This window comes from Halocatena marina, from assembly GCF_023276375.1.
Taxonomy (GTDB): Archaea; Halobacteriota; Halobacteria; order Halobacteriales; family Haloarculaceae; genus Halocatena; species Halocatena marina.
Genome location: NZ_JALLPK010000001.1, coordinates 2391113 through 2416719 on the forward strand (window position 1 = coordinate 2391113; position 25607 = coordinate 2416719).

Below are 25607 nucleotides of genomic sequence, written 5' to 3' on the forward strand. Positions count from 1 at the left end.
GCGATTTCGTTGCCTGCTGATTCGGCTGTTCTGATCGAGGTGTATTTATTTTCGCATCATGATTGTTCACTCCATGATCGACCTTCGAAGTGACACCGTCACACGACCGAACGACGCGATGCGTGAGAGCGCGCGTGACGCTGAGGTTGGTGATGATGTGTATCACGAGGATCCGACAGTCAACGAACTCGAACGTCGTGTAGCCGATCGGCTGGGGTTCGAAGACGCGCTGTTCGTTCCTTCTGGGACAATGGGAAACCAAGTTGCGGCGCGGACACACACGGACCGCGGACAGGAGATTCTCCTCGAACGCGATAGCCACATCTACCGGTGGGAATGTGCTGGACTCGCCCAACACGCATCACTCCAAACGCGACCGATCGACGGCGGTAAGCGCGGCGTCATCACCTCTGGAGCTGTCCGCGAAGGGCACGTCCGCGCCAACGACCACCGTCCCGGTACGGGCCTCCTCGCGCTCGAAAACACACACAATGCGAAAGGCGGGACGGCCATCTCGCCCAAGACCATCGACGCAGCTGCAAAAACCGCTCACGATCTTGGAGTTCCGGTCCATCTCGATGGTGCACGCCTCGCTAACGCTGCTGTCGCTCACGACGTTGCGCTCTCTCGGATGACACGAGAAGTCGACTCCGTTATGATGTGTCTCTCGAAAGGACTCGGTGCTCCTATTGGTTCGATGCTTGCAGGATCGTCGGCGTTCATCGATCGCGCTAGACGGGGACGGAAGCTCCTCGGTGGGGGGATGCGACAGGCGGGCATCATTGCTGCGCCCGGTATGCTCGCGCTCGAAAACGTCGAACGCCTCGAAACAGATCACGAGAACGCCCGTCTGCTTGCTCAGTCACTCGATGCGCTCCAAGGACTCACCGCCCACGAACCGGAGACAAATATCGTTCTCGTCGAGACCCACTCCAAAGCGAGTGACTTTCTCACTCGGTGTGCCGATGCTGGCGTTGGCGGTGTCGAATTCGACGATCATCTCGTACGATTCACCACTCACTGGGATATTGATCGAGCAGACATCGAAACGGCTATTGAGCGGATCACTAAGGTCATCGAAAAGAGCTAGCGGTTTCTCCCTTGGGCCCCTTCTTGGAAAGCAAGCATTGTTCGTCGGAACAGTAAGTACAGCCCGAAGATGAACAACGCGCCAGCAATAAGGAAAACGGCGAGTACGGGATCGTTAATACCGAGCACCATGCCTCTATTCCATGCCCATACAACAAAACAATTTCGTCGTTCGTTACTGCTCTTGAGAGGCTTGTTAGTAGGCAAAGGAAACCATTCACAGAGCGGTTAGAATTGGGCTGGACTCTGAGTTAGTGTTCGCCGGGAGTCGTGATTGCGTGCATTCCGGAAGGGTTCCGTTCGTCGGCTATCTGTACAAGAGCGATCAGACACGACGGGTTCGAGAGGCTCTCCCCAACGACCCCGAATTTATGCTCAGTGCCAACAGGAGCGATGATCGTATCACCTGATCTCGCGTGAAATACCTCATCACCAACCGTTCACTCCATCTCCCCAGTGTGCATGAAGATGATGGATGATTCATCGTGTGTATGGCGTGTGCTGGCCTTATTTGGAGTGTGTTCGCGCGTCCATTTCACTTCGAAATGTGTTCGTTCTCGTTTTCATTGCGATGGGCGGATCGAACGGTAGTGGATCAAACTCGACCATTATGAACATCGATGTGCTACTGAAGAGCGCGTCTGGGTTTGCGACGAACTGTGGTAATCCTTCTGGAGGGCTGTAAAGACCTCATCGATGGAATGACAGGCGACAAGCAGTGTCATCCAGTGTGGAGAGATCAGCCTCCTGCTGCAGCGATCAGCCGACCGATGTGCCGTTCTCACTCTGTCGAGGAACGGGGTGTCGCGGAGCGATTACACTGTGAATGTATCGATGAGCGTTCCGTCCGGTTCGATGAGCCGTCCTCGAAACGGATCGAGTTCGAGTTCTGCGTACGCGGGACGATACCATCGCGGATCGGCGTGACTTCCCGGATTGAGAACAGGGAGATCACCGATATAGCGAAAGGAAGGTCTGTGAGAGTGTCCGACAACGAGGAGGTCCGCGTTTTCCTGCTGTCCGAACAGCGCGAGTCCAGTGTCCGTATGTTCGTGACCGTGTACTAGAGCGATACGAGTTCCTTCGTACTCGACGGTCTGTGCCACTGGAAGCCGCTCACGAAGCGTGGATGAATCGTTGTTACCGGTAACGCCAGCAAATCGTGTGCTTTCGGCTTCGAAGGCATCGAGAACGGATTCTGTGACGAAATCACCTGCGTGAAGCACGAGGGTGGCCTCGCGGATAGCGCTGAGCGCGTGATCAGTCAGTCGATGGGAGTCACGGCCATGGGTGTCAGAAACGACAGTGATCATGGAATGATGGTTATCAACCGCATACGAGAGTACGAGCGGTAGGCATTTCGTTTATCCTCTGGTTTGGTAGAGTAATGGCAAGTAGTAAATCAGTCGTCATTGCAGCGTTATTCGCAAACGCAGCGATTACGGTTTTAAAATTCGCTGGGTTCCTCCTGACAGGAAGCCCAGCGATGCTCTCAGAAACATATCATTCGGTCTCTGATACGGGTAATCAGGTGTTTCTTCTCATTGGTATTCGCTACAGCGGCCGAGAAGCAGACGATAAGCATCCCTTCGGCTACGGAAAGGCACAGTTCTTCTACTCGTTCCTCGTCGCAGTCCTGTTGTTCGGCATCGCTGGCTGGGAGAGCGTGACGCACGGATACCACTCAATCATGCACCCACATCCAGTCACGACCTCCACGGAAACGCTGTTTGGCTACCAATTTCCCTCTCACTGGGTCAACTACACGGTGCTCATCGGGGCAATCGCCTTCGAGACTTACGCACTCTGGAAAGCGTATCTGGGCATTTCCCGGCAGATGAAAGAACACAACTGGGAGAGCCTTTCAGAAGCATTCCGGAAAACCAGCGATGTGACGACGCTGACGGCGCTCACCGAAGATTTCGTCGCTGTCGCTGGTGCCGGGATTGCCCTCTTCGGAATCTACCTCTCACGAATCACAGGCAATCCCTTCTACGATGCTGCTGCGTCAGTCTTCATCGGACTCTTGTTGATGGGCTTTGCACTCGCACTCGCGTGGGAGAACAAGCGCCTCCTGCTCGGAGAGAGTCTTCCGTCCGGAGACGAACGACAGCTGAGAGCGATCGTCACTCAGTGGGACACTGTTCGACATATTGACGACTTCCGAACGGTCTTTTTCGGACCCGAACAACTCCTCGTAACTGCCGACATCAGTTTCGAAGATACGATGGACACAGAGTCGATCGACGAACAGATAACGGCTATCGAGAACGCGCTCATAGAACACAATCCACAAATCGAGAAGGTCTACATCGAACCAGAGATGTAAACGATGACGACAGAGTCCATATAGAACAGTTATCATTCATTTTCGCACCATTTAATACTATGAACAGATGTGAGTACGTACATTCATCATTTACAGAAGAAATGGACCACCACCTCTTATAAAAGCCGTCAACAGACAGGTAAACAATTATTACGTATGATTAAGATGAGCCTTAACAAACACATTATCGAACCACGAAAGCCCTGTGACGGAGGGAACATCCTCCAAACCGGGGAGGTTCGATATCAGTGAGTACGGGCACAAGCGCATCACCATGCATACCGTCACACAATCGCCGATCCAATAAACAGAAAGCAAATCATGAAAAGGGAGCCAAGAGGTGCTGCTCACAGGTATCTGAGCGCAGCACTCGTCGGTGGGATCGGAGTAGTGACTGGTTCGGTTCACACCTATCACTTCATTACCGATGGTCCTAATTCGCTCCTCGCAACCATCAGTGGTATTGTTCTCCCGTTGTGTCTTTCGCTGGCGATGGCTGGTTCTGGATGGTGGCTCGTGCGGAGCAATATAACGGACAAACAAGTCACCAGAATCGTCAGCTGGAGCACCATGGGGGCAGTGGTGTTCATTATCTCGGGTTTGTTGATAATTCAATATCAGCAGGCACAAGGCGTCATGATGAGCGACCGCGTGTTCATACTCATAGACAGCGCGACGGGAGGAATGGCTATTGGCTTCGCCTTCGGATTGTACGCAACTCGGATCAAGCGCCGAACATTGCAGTTAGATCGGTATCAACGCCGGTTAGAACAAGAACGCGACCGATTCGTAGCACTACTCGATAATCTCCCAGATCCAGTCATCCAGTACGAGCATGTGGACGGTACACCGACAATTCGCGCCGTTAATCCAGCATTCGATCGGGTATTCGATGCTGATGGTGCGACTGTCGACGGAATTCAGATCAGTGAAGTCGTCGTTCCCCCTAATCAGGAGCGCGCAGCCATCGATCTCGATACTGATCTCCACTCCGACAAGACGCTACAACACGAAATTCGACTGAAGACATCAGCAGGTATCCGCGATTTTCAACTGATTGTCATCCCGCCAGCAGTCGCTACGACAGACGGAACTGGACACATCATCGCAACAGATGTTACCGAGAATAAACAGCACGTGAGACGATTAGAGGTTCTAAACCGTGTCCTGCGACACGATCTGCGCAACCATGCTGGGGTCATTATTGGCAACGCTGACCTGCTGATCGACAAATTATCGGAAACAACCCGAGCAGAAACAATACGGGATACAGCCAATAAGCTCGTCGAGTTAGGCGATACAGTCCAGCAGATAGAGCACGCACTCGATCGCAACAACGAGACGACAGAGACAGTCTCTCTGCCTGAAGTACTCGATGAATGTGTCAGGCGCGCTCGCAATGAGTACCCAGAAGCCGATATTAGGACCGAGATACCCTCGAATGAGAACATGGCTGTGTGGGCAAATGATCAGATTGACTTAGTGTTCGATAATGTGATCGAGAACGCCATTGAGCACAACGATGCTACAACCCCAACTGTCACAATAACGATTACGAGCACGCACACCTTCACTACCGTCGAAATAGCAGACAATGGTCCGGGACTTCCTGATCGAGAACGACAGGTCCTACAGGAGGGGACAGAAACACAGCTAAAGCATTCGCTTGGCTTGGGACTGTGGCTCATTAGTTGGATCGTCGTTGACTCGGGCGGTGACGTAGCGTTTGAGGATAATGATCCACACGGCAGTATCGTTTCGATCGATCTCCCGAAAGCAGATAGCAAGACGGCAGAGACGGTCAATAAGCGATCTGCATCGTCAACGAGATTCGTGAGTGAGTAGTCACACAACCCGGTTCCAATTCAGTCGATACCGCACGAAGGAATGCTATCAAATATCTTATCCAAATTATGACAACCAGATAAATTGTATTTGTACACTACATTTCCCACGTAGAGATCCATAGCGATACCTCATTTGGACAGCGGTATGCGAGAAACTATAATAATGTTTTTAACCGTTTGTTGAATACGGGAATACGTAGTGCTTAGCGCTACCACTGCATCGCATAGCAAGCACGTAAGATAACAGATGAGGGTCAGTAACAGCCTCTCTGACACCTCTGCCGTTTCTACGATATCATGGTCCACGTGGCAGGCAGGCATGATCCTGTTTGCCCAAATCAGATCTTCAAAGCGCAGTTCGATAGACATCTTTGTAGATAATCTTCACCAACTAATGTTGTGAGTGAACATCGCACGTATTCGAAGACGTTTGTCTGAGATAATCATCAAGTCATATAATAATTGTATTGTAATCTTCCAATTATCTTTGAATAATACGTCTGACAGGGATTTATATGATAGCCTCAATGCAGCCTAGACGAGGCTGTTACAGCGGGAGTCAGCGCATCTTCCGCTCTTTCGGAGGCATTTTCCGGCAGCCTCTCCGCCATGAGAGTAACCCGTGATGGGACATCTCCCATCTACCCCATCCCATCGTATTCCTGTCCACAAATTGGATGGGGTGGGATAATAGTTGGTAATAAAGATAGTGTTAATTTGCAATTAGTTTTGTAGTTGCGGATAATATAGCAACACTTAATTGGTTGTTACTCACAGGGTAGTCCGCTATGGTCCGAGACAAGTCTCGTCGCCGATTTTTGCAATTGGCGGCTGCTGGTGCAACATCAGCCGGAGTTAGTCGTATCGCAACTACCCGAGGGCGGGCACTGCCTGCCGTCGGTGGTCCCTCGGTCATCGGCCAAACTGGCCGAATCGTCGCTGGTCAGAGCGATCCTGACCGCTGGGCCCGTGTCTCATTTGATATCCCGTTTGCACTCACCCCCGTCGTTATCATGAACCCCGTCACCGCAAACGAGACGGCCCCCGTCGATGTCCACATCCGGAAGGTTACCCGGAACGGCTTTGAGTTCCGCCTCGAAGAGTGGGATTACCAAGACGGCGAGCACGCCGCCGAAGAACTACACTTCCTTGCGATGGCACGCGGTGTCCACGAACTCGTCGGCGCACTCCTCAACGCCGAAGCCGGCTTCGTCGCCGCTAACACCACTGCACAGAGCGTCTCCTTCACGCAGTCGTTCTCCCAGCGCCCCACCGTCTTCGCACAAGCACAGACGCATAATGGCCGCCGCGGCGATGCCGCCGGCAAGGGCGATTCCATCACCACCCGCGTCGACGTCGCGGGCACCAACCAGTTCACCGTCAAACTCCAAGAACAGGAGCGATACCGACAGTTCCACCGCTCGGAAACGGTTGGCTACATCGCCCTCGAACCCGGTGAGGGCATCCTCGATCCGCCGCTTGGCAAGCTCGATTCGATCCTCGGCGGCTTCGAAGTCGACGCCACCACCCAGACCGTCACGCACGACGAGTACCCACTCGAGTTCGCAAACGACTACGACTCACCCATCTGCCTCGCCGACATGCAGACACTCGCCGGGCACAACACCGCCACCACCCGCGTGAGCGATATCGACGGAACTGGTGCAACCGTCGCTGTCGAGGAAGAACAGAGTGCTGACACCGAAGTCGAACACGTCCCCGAAGCCATCGGCTACGCCGTCTTCGAAGACGACGCCCTCCTCTACGTCTGAAGCGGACGAGCATGGTCCATGCAGTTTTTGGCTGATTCAGTTCTAAAGAGCGGCACGTCTGTTCATGTACGTACGATGACCACAATGTAGTGGATCGTAACACCGCATGACTACTACGAATACATCACAACACAGTCATGATAGACCGTGTTAAATCCGGGCATTTTTATGTGCTGACACATATGTACGTCGCATCCATGTCGCTTGAGACCATCAACGCCGGTGTATGGGCACTCGTCCCCGCGATTCTCGCGATTGGGTTAGCGTGGACCACCCGCGATGCCCTCATTGGTTTGTTTGTTGGCGTTATCGGTGCAGGCATCGTCTACGGAGCGTTTAGTCCGGCCACTGTCGGAGTTCCATCGGGCCTCACAGGGAGTATTACTGGGACCATCCTCGGTGGCGTGATGGGACTAACCGTCGTCCCGACCCTCATTGCAACTGCGCCGCTGTTCAACGACGCATGGTACGTCGAAAACGTACTACTTGCAATCTTCATGATTGGCGGAATGATTGGCCTGATGATTCGTGCTGGGGCAATCCAAGGTGTTCTCGAAGCACTGGCCGCACGTGTCGATTCACCAGCAGATGCCGAGCGGGCGTCGTTTTTCGCTGGTATGATCGTCCACATCGACGATTATTTCAACTGTCTTGTGGTCGGATCGATGATGCGACCACTCACAGATCGCTACAACGTTTCGCGGGCCAAGCTCGCGTACTACGTTGACAGTGCTGGCAGTCCGGCTGCGAGACTCGCGTTTTACTCGACGTGGGGAGTCGCACTCATCGGTTTCATCGGCGGAGGACTTGTCCGAGCACAGCAGAACGGTGAGTTGCCGGCAAGTATGAGCAACTACGTGCAAGGATCTGGCCAGCAGGCGAGCGCAGTCACCGCCGAAATCTGGCCGCTGTTTTTCAACAGTCTCTTTTTCGGGTTTTACTCATGGATCGCGCTTATCATCGCGGCGTTGGTCGCGTGGCAAATCATCCCGAACATCGGGATGATGAAGCGCGAAGAAGAACGCGCACGCTCGGGTAACGGTGTTGTTGGCCCGGACGCCGACCCGATGATATCCGAAGAGATGAATCAGTACGAGATGTCAGAGGCTGCCACTCCCGATTGGCGCAACTTCGTGGTCCCAATTGCGACAATGATACTCATCGCCGTCATGGCGATGTTCTGGCGGGCAAATCCGGTCATTCAAGCGCCACAGATGTCTACGCTGTTCTCTGCCGGAGGGTATTCACTGATCCTCCCGTCTGGTGGACAGTGGTCGTTCGATATCGGCGGTGTCCGGCTCGGACTGGCCGCCACTGCGGGATTGGTCGTCGCGTTCGTTCTCTATCGAATCCGTGGGGATATCCCAACGAACACGGACGCGACAGACGCGATCGTCCGTGGTTTCAAAGGAATTCTCCTCGCTGCAGTCATCCTCACTCTTGCAAGCTCCATCCAGAATAGCGTTTCACTGCTCGGGATATCGAAGTTCGTCACCAACTGGTTCCAAGGTGTGCCAGCGTCGATCGTTCCAGTTAGTCTCTTCATTGCAACGAGTTTCATCAGCTTCTCTGACGGGAGTTCGTGGGCAACCTACGGGATCATGTTCCCAATTGCGATTCCGATCGTGTTTGTCACGGGAGCGAATCTCCCGTTGGTTCTCGGAGCCGTTTTCAGTGGTGGTATCTTCGGTGATCACTGCTCACCGATCAGCGATACGACCGTGCTTTCTTCCTCGACGAGCGGAAGCGACCACATGGTTCACGTCCGTACTCAGATCCCGTATGCGCTGATCACCGCGACGATCGCTGCAGTGCTGTTTCTCATCTTCGGCTTTCTGATCCCACAAGGGTTCAACATTATTCCGTACTGATCTCGGCGAGTCAGGATGTTGAACTGGTGTCAGTCGGTATGAATTCTGCGTAGCAGATGACCGCGAGCGTTTTACGCGCCAGTCGGTTATCGCTGGATACGACCATGAGTACGCCTAATCCCGACGTGTATGAACAGGGACGCGGGATGGACGCGCACAATCAAGTGATGCGCGATATTCGTGCGCGCAATCAGCGCACCTACGATCCATCCGAACCGACCCGTGTCTGGCTCGATGAGGACAACACACCCGATGGTGTCTATCAGTCACTCACGATTATCCTCAACACAGGCGGCTGTCGATGGGCTCGTGCCGGAGGCTGTACGATGTGTGGATACGTCGCCGAATCAGTCGAAGGCGGCACCGTCTCTCACGAGCTGCTGATGGAACAGATCGACGCGTGCCTCGAACACGAACGTGAGAACGCAGGAGACGAATCGTCCGATCTCATCAAGATCTATACGTCCGGATCGTTCCTCGACGAGCGCGAAGTCCCCGCGACAACGCGTCAAGCTATCGCATCGACGTTTTCCGATCGAGAGCGCATTGTCGTCGAGAGTCTCCCTGATTTCGTCGAGCGAGAAAAGCTCACAGACTTCACCGAGGTCGGTCTCGACGTGGATGTCGCCGTCGGTCTCGAAACAGCAACCGACCGCGTTCGACACGACTGCGTGAACAAGTATTTCGACTTCGATGACTTCATCAAGGCAAGCGACGCAGCCGACGCGGCGGGAGCGGGCATCAAGGCGTATCTTCTCATGAAGCCTCCCTTCCTCAGCGAGCCAGAAGCCGTCGAAGACATGAAACGTTCCATCAGGCGCTGTGCCGAATACGCCCACACTGTCTCGATGAACCCGACGAACGTCCAACGCTACACGATGGTCGAAGAGCTGTACCACGACGGCGGGTACCGCCCACCGTGGCTCTGGTCAGTCGCAGAAGTGTTGCAGGACACCACGGACGCCGACGCCATCGTTGTCTCTGATCCAGTCGGGCATGGCAGCGACCGCGGATCACACAACTGCGGCGAGTGCGATGATCGTGTACAAACCGCCATCAAAGATTTCAACCTACGCCAAGACCCAACAGTGTTCGATCAAGTATCGTGTGAATGTGAGCTGACGTGGGATGCGATTATGGAGCGAGAAACGAGCTACGGAATGCCATTATCGCGGTGAGTGATCACAATTGTAGAACTATCAGATTTAAGTTTTTCCGATTGAAATTGCTGTTATAGATGGTCACGTCCGGTAGTACTGATGATCTCATCCGCTTACTGGAGCGACGAGTAGAGTTTCTGCGGTGTCTCGAATCGTCACCTCATCAGAAACCGGAGGTCGTCGAGGCGCTCGAGTGGTCGCGTTCGACTGTCGACCGCGCGCTCCGTGAACTCGAGCAGGCAGGCTTTGTCGAGCGGACGGGAGATGGATATGTAACGACGCTGGCCGGTCGACTGGCCACCATCGAGTACGACGAGTTCGTCGATCGGGTCAATAATGTTCTCGTTGCATCACCTCTCGTTGAAACCTTTCCCCGGGATACCCGCATTCCGCTTGAAGTGTTAACAGGCGTCGAGCGTGTTCCGACCGACGCACAGAGTTCGTTCGATATTCCAACGGCGGTTCGGTCTGTGATTGAATCAGCCGACCAGCTCACCGCCTTTCTCCCTGTTCTTGCGGATCCGCTCTTGCTCGGGCTGTGTCAGTCACGTGTGGTAGAGGATACTCTCGATCTCGATCTCGTCGTCGGGCCAGATCTCTATGAAACACTTCACCAGCGCTTTCCGGGAACACTCGGACAGTTAGCCGATCACGGGGGAACGCTCATGCGTGCCGACCGATCACCACCGTGCTCTCTTTTCGTCGTGGAACGGTCGTCGGGTGAAAACGAAGCCATTGCTATCGCATACGACGGCGACACTCGTGCCGGAATATTCCGAAACGACACCGCCATTGCGTTTGCGCAGGCGCAGGAGTACGTAACCTCCGTCATCGAGTCAGCGACGGATGTCACAGAAGAGACAACAACGAATACTTCTGGTTCAGCAGTGCAACAGCGTCTTCCGGTGGCACAAACCACGGTTACCGAACATCACGGGCAGGTCGTCCTCGAACGGGAGGGATTCGTCGAGCTGACAGAGGAGTTTTTTGAGTCACGCGCACCCGGGCCACCGACGACCAGCTGGCGAACCGGTATCGACCTTGCAGAAATCGCGGCGGACCACGCCGTAGAACGGACACGTGAACGAAATGGCGAACGCCAGTCGCTCGTCGGTACAATCCTCAATGGACTCAAAGAAGGCAACGATCACGCACTCATTGGACATCCTGGTTCGGGAAAAAGCACCGTCTGTAAGACGGTCGCCTACCGCTGGTACGAAGCTGGCTACGGAACCACACTGTATCGAAAGGAGGGAATGGGACAGGTGTTCGATAGTGCAACCGCACTCTGCAACCGTTTGCGCGAGTGTGATGGACACACACTCATTGTCATCGAAGATGCGCTCTCAGCAGAAGCGAACGCCATCTTCCGCGTGATCGAAGCGTATCGTGACGATCCGACAGTGACCTTCCTCCTCGAATCGCGTGAACACGAGTGGGACAATCCTTCGGTCCCCGAGCAGGAGACACACATCGATACCAACTGGAAAGAAACGATCGCACGCGTCGAAATGCCTGCTCTTGACGTGACCGAATGTGATCGACTCATCAGCCACTTCGAGACCGTGACCGGACGGCGAATCGATCTCGATGCCTCAGATCTACTCGATGGACACGAGGATGACGACGATCCAGCGGCTCTCCTCGTAGTGTTGCACCGTCTTGCTCTCTCCGTCGATCCACTCGCATCGTTCAGAGCGATGACCTCGACAACGCTCACAGAAGACGTACTACAGACCTATGACGATCTTCTGTCACTCGGTGACTGTGCGCTTGATGTCGGAGTGCTCGTTTCTCTCCTCAATGCAGCTGACATCGGCGTTTATCCCGGCTTCGTTTACGCGCTCACAGCTGACGATCATGATCGTAATCAGGAGATAATTGAAGAGGCACTGTCGTTGTTAAAAGGGCGCGTCGTTTTCGAACCATCCGATTCAGAGGATGGAACACGACCGTACCGCACGGTTCACGAGTCGTGGTCTGTACTGTTCCTCCAACAACTGTACAACAGAGGTCACGAACAGCAAAAACAACGAGCAACAGAACGGTTCGACCGCGTCGTTACCGCTCTTTTATCGTTGGCCGATGACGAAACTCGCCGCGTGCGTATTGACTGGGAATTCGCTGGGACATCACCAGTCATCAAAGAGATCTCTGCTGATCCACAAGGATGGGCAGACACGACGATCGAGCGGCTATTTTCCCTCGGTCTCTCTCACTCCACGCTCGTTCCGTTGTTCGGTGCGGGCTCTGACACGAAAATCAACCTCCCAGAGGTCTGCTCGGACGAGATGGAGATTCACTGCACCGAGTGGCGAGGAAAAATGTCTCTGTATGCTGGCAACTTCGACGATGCCGACCGCGAATTCGAGCATCTCGCTGACCTTGCGAGTGATGAAACGAGGGACACGACCGAAACACTCCACGCAAGGAGCCTCAAACACAGGGGAACGGTCGCATTTCGTCGGAGTGAGTTCGACGAAGCCGAGCAGTTTTACGAACGGAGTTATTCGGCGTATCTCGCGGCCGGCGATGAACAGGGTGAGCTCGATGCGATCAACAATCTCGGAATCATCGCGTGGTCGCGTGGTGATCTCGACGAAGCGAAAACGTATCTCCAGACGTGTCTCGATCGCTATCGTGAACTAGACAACCACAGCGCCGAAACGGACGCGCGATTCAATCTCGCAACGGTACTCGATTCGAAAGGTGATCTCGATGCTGCTGTCGATCACTATCGCGCCTGTCTCGACTACTACCGATCGATCGGGAACCATCGTTCAGAAGCGGATACACTCAACAACCTCGGTGTCCTCAATCGAAAGCGCGCCGACTTAGACGCGGCAGAACGCTGTCTCAAACAGGCACTCGATACGTACCGGGATATTGGCGACGATGTTGGAGAGGCGAACAGCTTACACAGTCTCGGGCACGTTGTCCAACTCCGCGGCGAATTCGACCGTTCGATCGAATTCCACGAACGTAGTCTCGAACGCTATCAGGAGCTCGGCGACACGCAGGGAATGGCACAATGCCTCAACGACCGCGGCACCGTCGACCGCCAGCGGGGTGATCTCGCGGCCGCCAGACGACGCTACGAACGCAGCCACGATCTCCGGTGCGACATCGGAGATCGTCTCGGAGTCGCTGAGTCGCTTTTCAATCTTGGATCCGTTGCGCGCCTCGAAGGACACCTCGATACCGCCGTGGACCACATCGAGCGCAGCCTCGAGTGTTATCAAGAACGCGGTGACGTGCGCGGTGTGGCCAACTGTCTCCGACTACTCGGCACAATAAACCGTGATAAGAGCCGGTTTGAGACGGCCGAGGCGCAACTCGCTGCGAGCCTCGAACGGACACACGAAAGCGGTGACAGAATTGGTGAAGCCCGAACACTCACACAACAGGGAATAGTTGCCGAGGAACGACAGAACTTCGAACGTGCCCAAGAGCGCTACGAAACCGCACTCTCGATGTTCCGTGATATCGGAGCGATTCCCGACGCTATCGAGACGTGCCACCATCTCGCCAACGTCGCTACCGCGCTCGATGATATGGATGCAGTACTCGAATATCGCGAGACAGCGGCCGAGCTCGTCGAAAAAACAGGATTCGACAGCGGAGAAGCGAAGACGATGTTGGACGAAGACCGATAAACCTACTGAGATACTGTTAGCACAGCAGTTTCACGATGGCGTACTGGCTACCTTGAATCCGTTGAGGACGCCTTGTCCATCAGTTCCATGCAGTTCTGGGAGCGCTGCACGCTCAGGGTGAGGCATCAACACCGCCGTGGTGTCGCGCTTGCCACTGACACCAGCGACGTTGTCGGTCGACCCATTCGGATTTGCACTGTCGGTGACCGCTCCGTCCGCGTCACAGTACCGAAAGAGGATTCGATTCTCGTCTTTTAGCTCCGCTAGCCGGTCGTCCGTGATCTCGAAACGACCCTCACCGTGAGCGATTGGGAGAGAGATAACGTCACCCTGCTCAAACGCGCTCGTCCACGGCGTCTGGTCGTTCTCGATCCGGAGATGAACGCGCTCGCACTGAAAACGCGCGCTCTCGTTCGTGGTGAACGCTCCAGGCGTCAATCCCGTCTCACAGCCGATTTGTGCGCCATTGCAGATACCAAGGACAGGGACACCATTCTCGGCCTGTTCTCGGACAGCACTCATCGCGGGAGAGCGAGCAGCCATCGCACCGGCACGGAGGTAATCGCCGTAGGAAAATCCACCCGGAAGGAGGATTCCATCGGTTTCGTCGGGGAGTTCATCTTCGTGCCAGACACGTTTGGCCGTCAACCCGAGCTGTGAAAGCGCTCGGACGGCATCACGATCGCAGTTGCTCCCACCGAACTGCAAGACAGCAATCATCGCTCCTCGACCACAGCTTCGTAGTCGTGAATGGTGGGATTCGCAAGGAGACGCTCCGCCATCTCCTCGGCACGTCTGACAGCAGCCTCACTCGATTCAGCTTCGAGATCGATTTCGAATCGGTCCGCAGTGCGAAGCTCCTCTAACTCGAACCCGAGACGGGAAAGCGCACGTTTCGTTGTCTCTGCCTCTGGATCGAGGACACCCCGCTTGAGACGGACGGTCACAGTCGCCGTATACGCGGCCATTGGATACGACTCGGTGATGATGGGTCAAATGGATTGCCATCTCTCCGTCGAGTCTTCCAGTAAGACGAACCGAACCGACTAGCAGCCACTAAACACAGAAAACAACGATGTGCGGTCACTACAAATCCACTAACATCAGTACTGTCGATCAGTGACTGGAGAAGTCGGTGCCGACCCATCAGAGGGTTAATCGTAGATGTCGTAGTAGTCCAGAATGCCACCGACAATCTTCTTCTGCCAGCTGACTCGTGCCTTCTTGTTTACGTTTTCGAATGTCTCAACGATGAACGACGGAATTCCTGCCTCATAGGCGGCCTTTTCCGCGAGCAGTCCGTTCGGCGCGCGATTTGGCCCACTGATAGGCCCAGTACCAAACTTGAGTTTCTGACTACCGATTGTTCTGTTCGCACGCTTGAGACCCAACGAAGCGGCATCAGAGGTGTTTCGTCCGGGCGAGCTGAAGACTGTTTGTCCCACACCCGATGGGTATTTGTTACGGATACCGCGCGATTCCTGAAGCGTCAACAAAATATCTGGATCAGCCGCAGAAACCGCATTCCAGATCGATTGCGCGAGCTTCGTGGACGGAAGTTGACCGAATCTGAATTTCCGGTTCAGGTCACCGAGATCGTTCCCACGAGTGTTGTTCTCGATAGCAACCGGATTTGCTTCGGGAAGTACTACGATCTGTCCGGCATCTGGACTCCAGTTCGTAATACTGTGTGACGCAATGACTCCAGCCTCCTCATCCCCATGAAGACCACCAACAACGAACGCTGTTGGTCCCTCCACACCGCTGTCAATGATCTCAATGTCGAGATCAACATCGATCGCATTGGACAGATCTGGGAGATCGATCGGCAGTGTGTGCTCTTTTGTACCCTTATCACGGCGAGTACACGCATTTTTGAGTCCTCCAGCACCCGTTGCCTTCACCCGACTGACACTCACGATTCCGGCTCCGACTGCGGCTGCTGTTGCTAAGAATGCCCGTCTACCGTGCCGTGCCCCTGGCATATAGGAATAATTCTACCAACACAGCCTTAAAACTTTGTGAATAGGTGTGTAAATGGTTGAATTGTAGTAACTAAATGGAATAAGCAAATGAATCATTGATAGAATATGATAAAGATCGATGATTTTGTGTGATTATACGTGCGTCTCCCGACTACAACAGTTGGAGAACATTGTCTACTGAGCCACCGTCACAGTTCTTCGATCGTTTCGATAGCCGCTGAAAGCGGTGGTGCATCGAACAATTCCCGATCGAGATAGCGGTTTGCTCCTGCAGTGTAGAGATCAGAGACCGCATCGATGACGTCCTGTTCGAGCGGTTGTGGTTCGACGCTGCAGATCGTCCGCCAATCGGCGATATCGCGGTCGATCGCATCTTGTTTTGCCTGATTGACAGCATCGATCCAGTCGGACTGTGTACGTTTGTGGTACTGTCGGAGCACCTCTTTCGAGAGTTGCTGTTCCTCGTAGGAAAAGCGATTCTCATCAAACGTTCCAGCGACATCGGCAACGCGGATCTCGCCGTCGTAATACAGACACTCGATCTTCCCGTCCTCGTGGTGAAGCCCTACTTCGCTGGCGTGTTGTGTGATGATCTCGTTTACGTCTTGTGCGATCGATTCGAGATCGTCAACATCTGCTTGTCCCGCGATGTGATCGGCTTCCTCCTGTGAGAGCTGTCGATCCGACTCCTCGTATTTTGTCGTAAATTCGATGACCGGTTCGGGGAGATCAACCGACTCATCGGGCCACTGTTCCTGATCGAGACCGACTTCCTCTGGTGTGGTTCTCGATCGGAGACTCGATCCGACAGGTACCCGATTTCGGAAGACGATTTCTAACGGTATGAGGTAGTTCTCTCCTGCTGCTGCGTGGAACGCATCGTAGTCGTACTGCTGGCCTTCATGAGGTAATTCAGGAACACGGGTGAGATCAATGGCCATCTCTCGCGGAGGACGGGTGACCGTATCGAGACTCGATGGCCCACCCTTATCGAGCACGCCACGATAATGGGTCTCGATGCCGTCAGCCTCAAGCAGTTCGAAGGTAGCCGCACCCATCACACAAAGGCTCTCGCCCTTCTCTGGGATCTGGTCGGGCATCGTTCCCCAATCGAAGACTGAATAGTCGTCGGTGAAGACGAACCACCCGCGTCCGAGGCGGTCCGGCGTCGCCGCCTTGTCGACGCGGAAATCCTTAACGCTCGTCATACCGATCCTTTTATCGGGAATCACTAATCGATTTCTATCGTTCAAACGCATCAGTGCGCGATAAGTGTTATCTCCAGATAGTTTCGTGTGTGGAATAACGAGATCGATTGGCTGCTGACGGGAGAGGACATGGTGTGCGTTAGAATGATAAGAATAGATTATCTGCCATGAACTGATGCCTTCACCACTAGTGCGTGATCTGAAGATGCTCGAACCGGAGCCGAGTGTCCGTAGTTCAGAGGGGTTTTAGTCATTCGGGGAACCATCGTCAGCAATGGTTGAGAACAGACCGACGAACGTTCCGGACCCAAACGAGTTCGACTTTGCGTACAGGGCTGAAACCGATCAGTCATTCGAAAACGCCCTCGAAAAGGCCCGGAGTGGCGAGCGTCTCTCTATCGATGACGGTGTCGAGCTTCTCACGACCGGTACGGAGTTCGACGGCATCGATCTGGAGCGAAAAGAGCGTGTTCTCGAAGCCGCAGATCGTCGCCGAGCCGAAGTCGTCGGAGAAGAGGTGACGTTTGTGGCAAATCTCAACAACAACGTAACCACTGCGTGTAACACCGGCTGTCTGTTTTGCAATTTCAAAGATCCAGCTGGTGAGTTCGAGTCCGAAGGAGACAGAAGAACGGACGGCTTCACAAAGACGCCTGATGAGTCGCGTCGCATCGTCGAAAACGCAATCGACCGTGGGATCTACGAAGTCTGTTCAGTCAGTGGGCTCCATCCCGCGCTCGCACTCGATGCGGAGCACCGAGAGATCCTCAAAGCAAACGGTGGGCCAAACTACAAACCAGCCAGTGCGTACCGGATCGACCCAACGACGTATATCGAGCAGATTTCGGCAATGAGTGTGGGTGATATCCACGTCCACTCGATGACACCAGAGGAAGCCGCCCACGCAAAGCGTGGCACCGAGTGGTCGTACGAACACGTCTACAAGCGATTGTGTGATGCTGGTCTCGATTCTGTGCCGGGGACCGCAGCAGAAATTCTCGTCGACGAGGTGCGCGATGTCATCTGTCCGAACAAGATCAATACGGACGATTGGCTCGCTGCGATGAGTGCAAGCGCGTCGGTCGGACTGGACACAACTGCGACCATCATGTACGGACACGTCGAAAACGAGATGCACCGCATCATGCATCTCGATCGAGTACGCGAGCTACAGGATCGCACCGGTGCGATTACCGAATTTGTCCCGCTCTCGTTCATCCACTACGATACGCCGTTGTACGATGAAGGGATGGTGACTGCGGGTGCAACGAGAGACGAGGACGAGCTGATGATCGCCGTCTCGCGCCTGTATCTCGACTCCATCGAAAACATCCAGTCATCGTGGGTGAAGTTTGGCGATGAGCTTGGTCTGAAGCTCCTCTCATGCGGTGCAAACGACTTCATGGGCACCATTCTCTCCGAAGAAATCACGAAACGTGCTGGCGGCCAATTCGGTGAGTTCCGATCCGTCAGCGAGTACGTGGAGATGATCACCTCAATCGGCCGTATCCCCGTTGAGCGCTCGACAGACTACCGCAAACAACGGATTATCGATCCCGAGGAGCGACCGATGGGGCCGATGCTCGGCCCAGCGGCCGACGGAACACCACTACTTGACGACTACAGCGTAGTGGCTGATGATTGATTGCACGTAAGCGAAGGGTTCCGCAAGCTGCTGATGCGGGAATCCGGCGAAACTGACCGTCGAATCAACCACTCCGCCTTTCCGTCTCCGCTTGCTTTACCGCCCGACAGCGACGAGCAGTGAGATCCGAGCACAGATCACCGACCGAGATAACGAAAGCAAAGTCGAGACAGTGCCTGAAATGTAGATCAAAACGGGAATAAAAATAAGAACATGGGACGGAACATAATTGAGAACGAGCCACTCGATGAGTACAAGACCGGGCCGATTCAACCATTCATGGTTGACATTTCAGCTACTGAGATCAAATCAGTAATCGACTTCACACGATCAGAGCACGAGACGATGATATGGGAGCTTCCAAAAATTCGATAGGCAGAGAAAGACACCATAGATCATAGTATTTGACACACAAAAACCATATGTCTGATTCGTATTATGACTGTCTCGGCGTCGAACCGGATGCTTCTGAAGCGGAGATCGAGGCAGCCTACCGCGAAGTGGTGAAACAAATACATCCGGACAAGAGCGACAGTTCCGATACTAAAGATCGATTCATGCGGGTGCAGGAGGCACGGGCGGTGTTGATGGATCCGATAAAGCGGGCTCAGTACGACCAACGCCGCACATCAAATACCGAGAAACAAACACAAGATACGAATCGAGAACAGGATCAAGCGCACGATGATCGTCAGCAGAGCCAAAATCAAGAGCCACAGCAACACCGTCACCAACAAGAAGATTGGCAGAGACAGTACAGCGACGAGAAACGACGATCCAAATCGTATCAATCACGGACACGAACGAGCAACCAAGCAGACAATAGAAATGAACCAGACCGCAAGCGTCGACGCAATCGTGCATCGGCGAGAACTGGTTATTCACAGCATGGTGCTTCTGCTCCGATCCTAGAATGGGTGATAACATTGATCGAGAGCGTCCACCGGACAGGACGAACATTTCTGAGAATGGTTCGGTGTCCAAGCGTTCGTTCGGTAGATCGTGTACTGCTCCGTTCACTCATCACCTCGCCAACAGGTGTTCGTCTCGGAACAACGATCGCGTTCGTATTCGTGCTCAGTATCGGTGTTCGATTGTTCGGATATTCACCGAATGAATCGCCGTCACTCGGTCTCATGCTCCTCCTTATCGCGCTTATCGGGAGCTATGCTGGATACGAGCTTCTCGTCTCACATCCAAACTACGGATCACAGATACAGAAACGGACACGAAATCGAAAACGGACACGGACACGGACGCGAGTGCAACCGCAGGAGCAACACTCCTCGAGTGGTAGCCGGCGTATTTGGCCGATTGCTGTAACAAATCTACTCGGTGTCAGCCTCGTTGCTGGTGCGATCGTCAGTGACGCACCAACTGGAGGTGTCGTATTCACTGGAGTGTTGCTCTTTCCGTTCGTCGTTCCACTGTTGATCTACAGTGGTGTGCTGCTACCGACGGTACGGTTTCAGAGAACGACGAAGATACTCACATACGTAGTCAGCGATGTGCACCGTTTGCTGAGTATAACGGCAGCGATCGGGGTCGTGATCGTCGTATTTACCCAGTGGGGGATACAGACGCCTAATCTACTGGATTCGTGGGCAATGACGACATCCTCACCGTGGATTCAGAGCTTCACAATCGGACCGATCTATCTGGGATTGTTTGTGAACTTTGTCGTTGGGATCACGATGTATTCGTGTGTTCTCTGGAGTATGTACGCGATGTTTCGGTACTTGACCGCTGCACCGTGGACTGACCGATTCGATTACGGATACCGCATCAGACCCGGGACGTGGAATTTGCTGGTTGCCGGCCCGTTCGTCGTCGTCACGTGGATGGTTCTCGAAGGCGTTCCTACGATCAGTATACCACTCGGCGCTTCGACGCTCACTCTTACCCAACAGAGATCGCTTGTTGCGTTGTTTTTCCTCCCAACGGTGCTAACAGTCTTATACATCGTCCGACGCCGTCTCGAATGGATACTTCATACGCAGCCGAGACGAGAGTAATTCACAGAGAATTGTTACGGATCACGGTCGTCCGTGCTTTTTCGCTATGGACAGCGGCGGACGACGATAGTAAATTCGGAGATCAACGGTAATCTTCTTACAGTCCTGAAGTTAACTCCAAAAGGGTGTGAACTATCTCAAGTATTTATCCACTATCGAGAATATTCTTTTCACCTGTGTTGGTGCCGTATTCACCTATGAATTAGTTTTTCTGTACCATTCGAGAGAGTCCCATCTCAGTTACAGATCACTGATCGTCTCTTTAATTATTCGCTTGACTCCGGACTCCCGCGTTCCTAGGCGCAAAAGGACTCAATTCCGCATCACGTCTCGGAATCGTTCACCTGCTTCGTTTTCAGCGTTGATCGCCGTTTCGATCGTCGAGGAAAGCCACCCATCATCGACGTATCGTTCGTACACTGGTAGCCGTTCGTCGAGTGGGACACCGGCTTCGTTTGCGATATCACGCAACTCTGCCAGCGCGGGCCACGCATAATCTGGGTTGATGTAATCGTCCGTGACGGGCGATACGCCACCAAGATCATCAACACCGCAATCAAGCAGTTCCCGAACGGGCGAAAGGTTCGGTGGAACTTGTATACTCACAGTCTCCGGAAGGGCAACACGCGCCATCGCAACGGCACGGCGCATCGTTGCTACCGGAACAGGATCGTTACGCCAACGCTCGTTTGGCACAACGTTCTGGACGAGGACTTCCTGAACGTGTCCGTACTGCTCGTGCAATGTTCGAATTGCAAGAAGGCTCTCAGCTCGGTCGCGCCACGTCTCCCCGATACCGACGAGGATGCCAGTGGTAAATGGAACGCCGAGTTCGCCAGCGACACGGATCGTGTTCAGCCGTTGTTCCGGTGATTTCGCTCGTGAACCGCCGTGGACTTGTACGTCCGCCGTTGTTTCCAGCATAACGCCCATACTCGCGTTCACATCCGCGACGGTGGCCATCTGCGCTCGTGTCTGGTCGCCGGGATTCGAGTGAGGGAGGAGTCCCTCCTCAAGTGCGATTTCACACGCTTCGTGCAGATACGAGTGGATTGACTCGTGTCCCCATTCGGTCAACTGCTCGTGGATCTGTGTGTATCGATCGTCAGGGTCGTCACCAAACGTGAACAGTGCCTCGGTACAACCGGCGTCTGCACCCATGCGGACAGTGCGACGGATCTCCTCTGGACTCATGAGCGAGGCCTGTCCCGGTGGATCGTAGTACGTACAGTACGTGCAGGTGTACCGACACGCTGTCGTGAGTGGAATGAAGACGTTCCGCGCAAAACTCAACGCGGGTGCTGGCTCGACATCGGCGGGAGTGACCGACAGCAGACGATCGACAGCCGACTCATCAAATTTAACTCCATGTACACCACCGCCGTCGATGCCGTCCTCGTCCTCCACGTGTGTCACACTATAATGTTTTCATCAACAGTAAAAAAGACTGCCACCCCTTAGACCAGCCATAGTCTTGGGTATACCATGCCCATTTGCGACAGCCTCGATACGTAGCTTTGTCTGCGGTGGACAGCCCGTAACCCATGTTGACTGACCCCGCATGACATGGTATGTGGTAACATGATATATGCTTTGTCCCAATTCTCTCCCAATTATCCAGAGCTAGTATCACATTTTTCGCCATTATGCCATCTCACCAAATCACTCGAATTAAATAGTGACCCGTCCCCTCCAGCTTCAGGCAATCATTATTCAGAATTCAGTATCGTTTGACACCAGTTCGTCCGTTCGAGGTGCTCAGTTCGAACCGGTCGTCGAGCCAGTCGGCCGCCCGTCCGTCACCGTGTAAGAGCACTTCCGCGAGATCAGCCGGTTCGTCGATATCGGTACCGAGGCGATACGAGTCAATCGTCCGCACGCTGGCTCCGATCGCTTTACAGATCTCCACGTGATCACGGTACGAAGCACCGTGATAATCGACCCGGAATTGGGGATGGCGAGCGACGATCGCGTTCGTTCCACCACCACGTCCGGGAGCGAGAACCACGTCTTCGTTCGTTTCGAAGAGTTCTCCAAGCACTGACGGAGTTGCGAGCGCAAGATCCGCCATCACGACCGCCGTATTCGGTTCGAGATGACTGTTCACTGCAACCGTCAATGGACGCTCATCGACGCAGTCCCCACCAGAAAGCGGTGCCGTCGATAGAACCGTCGGGTCGTAGCCCGCGCTGCGGACGGCAGCGAGGACATCCGCGAGCATGAGGCGAGAGAATTCGCGTCGCTCCTCGTCGTCGAGTACGGGGGCGAGCCGTGTTTTCGGCTCGTCGACGCGATAGGGAACGAGAACCTGCATCGTTACAACCGCGTCCGACAGATGAGTGATAGTCGTTGCACACGCTACTGTCCGAAACGTAGTAGCAAAAAATCTATCACCTCTCTTCGCGGGGTCGAACATCGAGATTCGTTACATTGCTCATTCGGTGCAGGAAGCATCGATATCGATCGGTTCCGGTATATCAGCTATCGATGGTTCCGATCCAGAATACGAGTCAGCAGGGAAATTCGACTCATCACGCAGCGTCGCGCTTTTCATTAGTCCCCAGTAATTCAACCTACATGACCAACAGCGACGATCTCGCGTGGGAGACACTCGATGCGCGCACAGCGTATGAGTGCCCGGGATTCACCATTACGAACGAATCGGTGCGACTCCCTGACGGTACCGAATCGGATTTTGACTACCTGACCGAACCTGCGGCTGTTGTCGTACTCCCGTTCACAACCGATGCAGAGGTAGTCATCATCGATGAGTGGCGACAGGCGGTCAGTCGCGTCAACCGGAGCCTGCCAACGGGAGGCGTCGAGCCAGACGATGAGAATCTCGAAGCCGCCGCCCGCCGAGAACTCCGTGAAGAGACCGGTTACGAGGCGGATCGGATGGAACAGTTGTGCTCTATCGAACCGGCGAACGGGATCGCAAATTCGGTCCTTCACTACTTCGTTGCCCACGATTGTGAATCAACTAGCGAACAGGAACTCGACTTCAACGAATCAATTCGAGTACGGACAACGACGATCGATAAACTTCTGAACGCCATTTCGACCGATGAGGTACAAGATGGCCGCGCTGTACTCGGTGTTCTTTACTATCAAATGTATGCTGCGGGGTCAGTTGGCCGTTAGCGAAAGAGATCACAGGAAAACGTCGTGTGCGACCGATGTACGGTGGTTGAATTATCAGCCAGTGGGCACCCCCGTTCTCGTATCCGCCTCCAATCATAATAGCAGATTTCATGTGTCTTCGTATCTACCGTGGCGGACTCTGAACCGTGCTTGAGAGGATTACGTCATAGGATATCTACGGTGATGTCCGTCACAACGTTCGGATAGCTTGAATTGGGTATCACAGGTAAAAATTCGGAACGGTATTGGAACTGACTGGACACGCTGCGTTGCTTCGCTATTGGGTATATCTGTTAGGGTGAACTCTCAGCACTCATAGCACCATCACCTGCACTCACCTCTATCGGCATCGATGTATGCCCGATACGACAATAAATTGTCATTAGGCTGCGCAATCGAGAGTAGAATACTACGCTGGCAAAGAACTATACTCCTTCACCTCGTTGATGAAGACATGACTGACGACACCCCCTCGGACAACTTCGAGGACATCAACAAGGTGGTTAGCGATGAGTGGGAGTCAGAGACAACACCCTACGAGCGCGTTCGTCACGTTATCGCCCACACCTATTCACCTGCGTCGGCCGAGACTGTCGCCGAAGAGGCACAGACTTCACCGAAGACAGCACGGAAGCATCTGAACGCACTCGCTGACGAGGGGTTCGTTGGTACCACAACGGGGAAGCATGGTGGGACGATCTATCAGCGGTCATCAGAGTCACTCGTCGTTGAGCAGGCCGCAGACATACTCAAACACATCTCAACTGATGAACTTGTTACACGCATCACAGAAATGCGTGATCAACTCAATGACTACCGGGCAGAATACGGCGTCGACTCACCCGAAGAGTTGACCATCGAACAGACAAATCACAGCCTCGCTGAGACCGACTCAGACCAATCCGATGTCGACGCTGAAACGCTCCAAGACTGGCAGACGACACGGCGAAATCTCGCATTTGCGAATGCCGCACTCTCAATTGCGAACGCCGAACGATTTGTTGACGGTGACGCACGAACAACTGATGATAGTGTCCCCGTCTAGCAAATGACGGGCAGAAACGAGACAGATGAGTCTCACTCGCTACGAGGGCCGATCGACCGGTCAGCACTCCTTACGATTCGTACCATCATCGAGAGAGAAGAACCGCTCGCAGCGCCATCGCTGGATGACTATCTCAATCCAACGGTTCTCGAAGTCCTGCTTGACGACGGCCTCTGTCGTGCCGAATCCGCCCGGATTGACGTTCAGTGGACGACCCAAGCAGACTACAAATTTCACTACACGGATGTTGACGACGTGAATTTCCGCTGGGGGAAACATCCACACGACGGTGACTACATCCACGTCCACGAATTTGGGCACTATCATCCACCTCCTGACGCCACCGCTGATTCTGACGACGTCGAGCAGTCCTGCATCGAGCAGTCTGTCGAAGCACTTGTCACTCGTGCTGTTCTCAAATTATGGCGTGTTGCCTATCATGCAGGCTCCTACGACCCGCTGAACGCTGCGAGTAATCCCCCGTAGCAGTGCAAGTGGCTATCGAAGAGACTCCATTCCCGGATGATCCACTGCTGTTGTAGAATCGTTGGACCATCGGCACGAAAGAGGAAGAAAACGAGGACGCTTAGCAGTGGATGAGCATCCAGACCACTGGATGGGGACCACGGATAATGCTCGACACCGATCCATCCAAGAGGGCGAGACGCTCGTCGGATCATCACGGATCACCCCGAATCGGCCGAGAACTTTGTTCGTATCGATCGCGCCCTCATCGATCGAGAATTCGACAGTCAGCACGTCCTCGAAGTGGCCAACGGGCGTGGCTATGGCTATATGTGTTTAACAGGCAGTATTTCAAGACAGTCTCATTATACACAAC

22 protein-coding genes are annotated in these 25607 nt (G+C 54.0%); 13 read left to right on the forward strand and 9 right to left on the reverse strand.

The window, feature by feature from the left end:
- The first annotated feature begins 73 nt into the window (after positions 1–73).
- Positions 74–1090 carry a threonine aldolase family protein gene (locus MW898_RS10875; RefSeq protein WP_248907110.1) on the forward strand — a complete coding sequence of 339 codons (1017 nt, stop codon included), beginning with the start codon at positions 74–76 and terminating at the stop codon, positions 1088–1090.
- On the opposite strand, the gene MW898_RS25640 is transcribed toward MW898_RS10875, so the two are convergent.
- On the reverse strand, positions 1087–1221 hold the full coding sequence (locus tag MW898_RS25640; RefSeq protein WP_264383046.1) for a DUF7859 family protein: 135 nt from the start codon (positions 1219–1221) through the stop codon (positions 1087–1089). The two genes, MW898_RS10875 and MW898_RS25640, sit on opposite strands and share 4 nt — an antisense overlap.
- Before the next feature lie 683 nt (positions 1222–1904).
- Complete coding sequence (locus tag MW898_RS10880) at positions 1905–2402, reverse strand: metallophosphoesterase (protein ID WP_248907112.1); 498 nt, start codon at positions 2400–2402, stop codon at positions 1905–1907.
- 74 nt (positions 2403–2476) lie between these two features.
- On the opposite strand from MW898_RS10880, the gene MW898_RS10885 reads away from it, so the two are divergent.
- From MW898_RS10885 to MW898_RS10910, 6 genes are all read left to right on the forward strand, one after another.
- The gene (locus MW898_RS10885; RefSeq protein WP_248907115.1) at positions 2477–3418 is read left to right on the forward strand and encodes a cation diffusion facilitator family transporter; all 942 of its coding nucleotides are present in this window, start codon (positions 2477–2479) and stop codon (positions 3416–3418) included.
- A 321-nt stretch (positions 3419–3739) separates the two neighbouring features.
- On the forward strand, positions 3740–5263 hold the full coding sequence (locus MW898_RS10890) for an ATP-binding protein (protein ID WP_248907117.1): 1524 nt from the start codon (positions 3740–3742) through the stop codon (positions 5261–5263).
- A gap of 790 nt (positions 5264–6053) precedes the next feature.
- Entirely contained in the window at positions 6054–7037 is a 984-nt protein-coding gene (locus tag MW898_RS10895; protein ID WP_248907119.1) for an H-type lectin domain-containing protein, read from the forward strand.
- A 197-nt stretch (positions 7038–7234) separates the two neighbouring features.
- On the forward strand, positions 7235–8908 hold the full coding sequence (locus MW898_RS10900; protein WP_248907121.1) for a Na+/H+ antiporter NhaC family protein: 1674 nt from the start codon (positions 7235–7237) through the stop codon (positions 8906–8908).
- A 104-nt stretch (positions 8909–9012) separates the two neighbouring features.
- Positions 9013–10086, forward strand: coding sequence for an archaeosine biosynthesis radical SAM protein RaSEA (locus MW898_RS10905; RefSeq protein ID WP_248907123.1), 1074 nt, complete (start codon positions 9013–9015; stop codon positions 10084–10086).
- Positions 10087–10145: 59 nt separating this feature from the next.
- Positions 10146–13724, forward strand: a complete 3579-nt coding sequence (locus MW898_RS10910) for a tetratricopeptide repeat protein (RefSeq protein ID WP_248907125.1) — start codon at positions 10146–10148, stop codon at positions 13722–13724.
- Between the two features lie 30 nt (positions 13725–13754).
- Here MW898_RS10910 and purQ read toward each other — a convergent pair whose 3' ends face one another.
- The 4 genes from purQ to MW898_RS10930 form a co-directional block, all read right to left on the reverse strand.
- Positions 13755–14444: a phosphoribosylformylglycinamidine synthase I gene (gene purQ, locus MW898_RS10915; RefSeq protein ID WP_248907127.1), complete on the reverse strand. Its 690-nt coding sequence runs from the start codon at positions 14442–14444 to the stop codon at positions 13755–13757.
- A complete protein-coding gene (gene purS / locus MW898_RS10920) occupies positions 14441–14692 on the reverse strand; it encodes a phosphoribosylformylglycinamidine synthase subunit PurS (protein WP_248907129.1) in 252 nt (83 codons plus the stop codon). The genes purQ and purS overlap by 4 nt, the downstream gene beginning before the upstream one ends.
- 186 nt (positions 14693–14878) lie before the next feature.
- On the reverse strand, positions 14879–15709 hold the full coding sequence (locus MW898_RS10925) for a M14 family metallopeptidase (protein WP_248907131.1): 831 nt from the start codon (positions 15707–15709) through the stop codon (positions 14879–14881).
- Positions 15710–15897: 188 nt separating this feature from the next.
- Positions 15898–16917, reverse strand: a complete 1020-nt coding sequence (locus MW898_RS10930) for a phosphoribosylaminoimidazolesuccinocarboxamide synthase (RefSeq protein WP_248907133.1) — start codon at positions 16915–16917, stop codon at positions 15898–15900.
- A gap of 274 nt (positions 16918–17191) precedes the next feature.
- Here MW898_RS10930 and cofH point away from each other — a divergent pair, with 274 nt between their 5' ends.
- The 3 genes from cofH (at position 17192) to MW898_RS10945 (ending at position 20577) form a co-directional block, all read left to right on the forward strand.
- Positions 17192–18562, forward strand: a complete 1371-nt coding sequence (gene cofH / locus MW898_RS10935; protein WP_248907135.1) for a 7,8-didemethyl-8-hydroxy-5-deazariboflavin synthase subunit CofH — start codon at positions 17192–17194, stop codon at positions 18560–18562.
- Positions 18563–18775: 213 nt separating this feature from the next.
- Positions 18776–18937: a hypothetical protein gene (locus MW898_RS10940; protein ID WP_248907137.1), complete on the forward strand. Its 162-nt coding sequence runs from the start codon at positions 18776–18778 to the stop codon at positions 18935–18937.
- A gap of 47 nt (positions 18938–18984) precedes the next feature.
- Complete coding sequence (locus tag MW898_RS10945; RefSeq protein ID WP_248907139.1) at positions 18985–20577, forward strand: J domain-containing protein; 1593 nt, start codon at positions 18985–18987, stop codon at positions 20575–20577.
- A gap of 312 nt (positions 20578–20889) precedes the next feature.
- Here MW898_RS10945 and cofG read toward each other — a convergent pair whose 3' ends face one another.
- Together cofG and cofC are read right to left on the reverse strand one after the other, a co-directional pair.
- Positions 20890–21966 carry a 7,8-didemethyl-8-hydroxy-5-deazariboflavin synthase subunit CofG gene (gene cofG, locus MW898_RS10950; protein ID WP_248909755.1) on the reverse strand — a complete coding sequence of 359 codons (1077 nt, stop codon included), beginning with the start codon at positions 21964–21966 and terminating at the stop codon, positions 20890–20892.
- Between the two features lie 331 nt (positions 21967–22297).
- Positions 22298–22891, reverse strand: a complete 594-nt coding sequence (gene cofC / locus MW898_RS10955; RefSeq protein ID WP_248907141.1) for a 2-phospho-L-lactate guanylyltransferase — start codon at positions 22889–22891, stop codon at positions 22298–22300.
- A gap of 263 nt (positions 22892–23154) precedes the next feature.
- Here cofC and MW898_RS10960 point away from each other — a divergent pair, with 263 nt between their 5' ends.
- From MW898_RS10960 to MW898_RS10970, 3 genes are all read left to right on the forward strand, one after another.
- On the forward strand, positions 23155–23721 hold the full coding sequence (locus MW898_RS10960; protein WP_248907143.1) for an NUDIX hydrolase: 567 nt from the start codon (positions 23155–23157) through the stop codon (positions 23719–23721).
- A gap of 454 nt (positions 23722–24175) precedes the next feature.
- A complete protein-coding gene (locus tag MW898_RS10965; protein WP_248907144.1) occupies positions 24176–24766 on the forward strand; it encodes a DUF7342 family protein in 591 nt (196 codons plus the stop codon).
- Between the two features lie 3 nt (positions 24767–24769).
- Positions 24770–25252 carry a toxin-antitoxin system TumE family protein gene (locus tag MW898_RS10970; protein ID WP_248907146.1) on the forward strand — a complete coding sequence of 161 codons (483 nt, stop codon included), beginning with the start codon at positions 24770–24772 and terminating at the stop codon, positions 25250–25252.
- On the opposite strand, the gene MW898_RS10975 is transcribed toward MW898_RS10970, so the two are convergent.
- A complete protein-coding gene (locus tag MW898_RS10975; RefSeq protein WP_248907148.1) occupies positions 25216–25446 on the reverse strand; it encodes a hypothetical protein in 231 nt (76 codons plus the stop codon). The genes MW898_RS10970 and MW898_RS10975 overlap by 37 nt on opposite strands.
- Positions 25447–25607: the final 161 nt, after the last annotated feature.

What these genes read in the sequence shown, in the direction of transcription:
- MW898_RS10880 (WP_248907112.1), bottom strand. Translation starts at nt 2,402, where the DNA reads ATGATCACTGTCGTTTCTGACACCCATGGCCGTGACTCCCATCGACTG.
- MW898_RS10885 (WP_248907115.1), top strand. Translation starts at nt 2,477, where the DNA reads ATGGCAAGTAGTAAATCAGTCGTCATTGCAGCGTTATTCGCAAACGCA.
- MW898_RS10905 (WP_248907123.1), top strand. Translation starts at nt 9,013, where the DNA reads ATGAGTACGCCTAATCCCGACGTGTATGAACAGGGACGCGGGATGGAC.
- cofH (WP_248907135.1), top strand. Translation starts at nt 17,192, where the DNA reads ATGGTTGAGAACAGACCGACGAACGTTCCGGACCCAAACGAGTTCGAC.
- MW898_RS10910 (WP_248907125.1), top strand. Translation starts at nt 10,146, where the DNA reads ATGGTCACGTCCGGTAGTACTGATGATCTCATCCGCTTACTGGAGCGA.
- MW898_RS25640 (WP_264383046.1), bottom strand. Translation starts at nt 1,221, where the DNA reads ATGGTGCTCGGTATTAACGATCCCGTACTCGCCGTTTTCCTTATTGCT.
- MW898_RS10945 (WP_248907139.1), top strand. Translation starts at nt 18,985, where the DNA reads ATGTCTGATTCGTATTATGACTGTCTCGGCGTCGAACCGGATGCTTCT.
- MW898_RS10940 (WP_248907137.1), top strand. Translation starts at nt 18,776, where the DNA reads ATGGGACGGAACATAATTGAGAACGAGCCACTCGATGAGTACAAGACC.
- MW898_RS10975 (WP_248907148.1), bottom strand. Translation starts at nt 25,446, where the DNA reads ATGATCCGACGAGCGTCTCGCCCTCTTGGATGGATCGGTGTCGAGCAT.
- MW898_RS10960 (WP_248907143.1), top strand. Translation starts at nt 23,155, where the DNA reads ATGACCAACAGCGACGATCTCGCGTGGGAGACACTCGATGCGCGCACA.
- MW898_RS10930 (WP_248907133.1), bottom strand. Translation starts at nt 16,917, where the DNA reads ATGACGAGCGTTAAGGATTTCCGCGTCGACAAGGCGGCGACGCCGGAC.
- purQ (WP_248907127.1), bottom strand. Translation starts at nt 14,444, where the DNA reads ATGATTGCTGTCTTGCAGTTCGGTGGGAGCAACTGCGATCGTGATGCC.
- MW898_RS10895 (WP_248907119.1), top strand. Translation starts at nt 6,054, where the DNA reads ATGGTCCGAGACAAGTCTCGTCGCCGATTTTTGCAATTGGCGGCTGCT.
- cofC (WP_248907141.1), bottom strand. Translation starts at nt 22,891, where the DNA reads ATGCAGGTTCTCGTTCCCTATCGCGTCGACGAGCCGAAAACACGGCTC.
- MW898_RS10970 (WP_248907146.1), top strand. Translation starts at nt 24,770, where the DNA reads ATGACGGGCAGAAACGAGACAGATGAGTCTCACTCGCTACGAGGGCCG.
- MW898_RS10965 (WP_248907144.1), top strand. Translation starts at nt 24,176, where the DNA reads ATGACTGACGACACCCCCTCGGACAACTTCGAGGACATCAACAAGGTG.
- MW898_RS10925 (WP_248907131.1), bottom strand. Translation starts at nt 15,709, where the DNA reads ATGCCAGGGGCACGGCACGGTAGACGGGCATTCTTAGCAACAGCAGCC.
- MW898_RS10875 (WP_248907110.1), top strand. Translation starts at nt 74, where the DNA reads ATGATCGACCTTCGAAGTGACACCGTCACACGACCGAACGACGCGATG.
- purS (WP_248907129.1), bottom strand. Translation starts at nt 14,692, where the DNA reads ATGGCCGCGTATACGGCGACTGTGACCGTCCGTCTCAAGCGGGGTGTC.
- MW898_RS10890 (WP_248907117.1), top strand. Translation starts at nt 3,740, where the DNA reads ATGAAAAGGGAGCCAAGAGGTGCTGCTCACAGGTATCTGAGCGCAGCA.
- MW898_RS10900 (WP_248907121.1), top strand. Translation starts at nt 7,235, where the DNA reads ATGTCGCTTGAGACCATCAACGCCGGTGTATGGGCACTCGTCCCCGCG.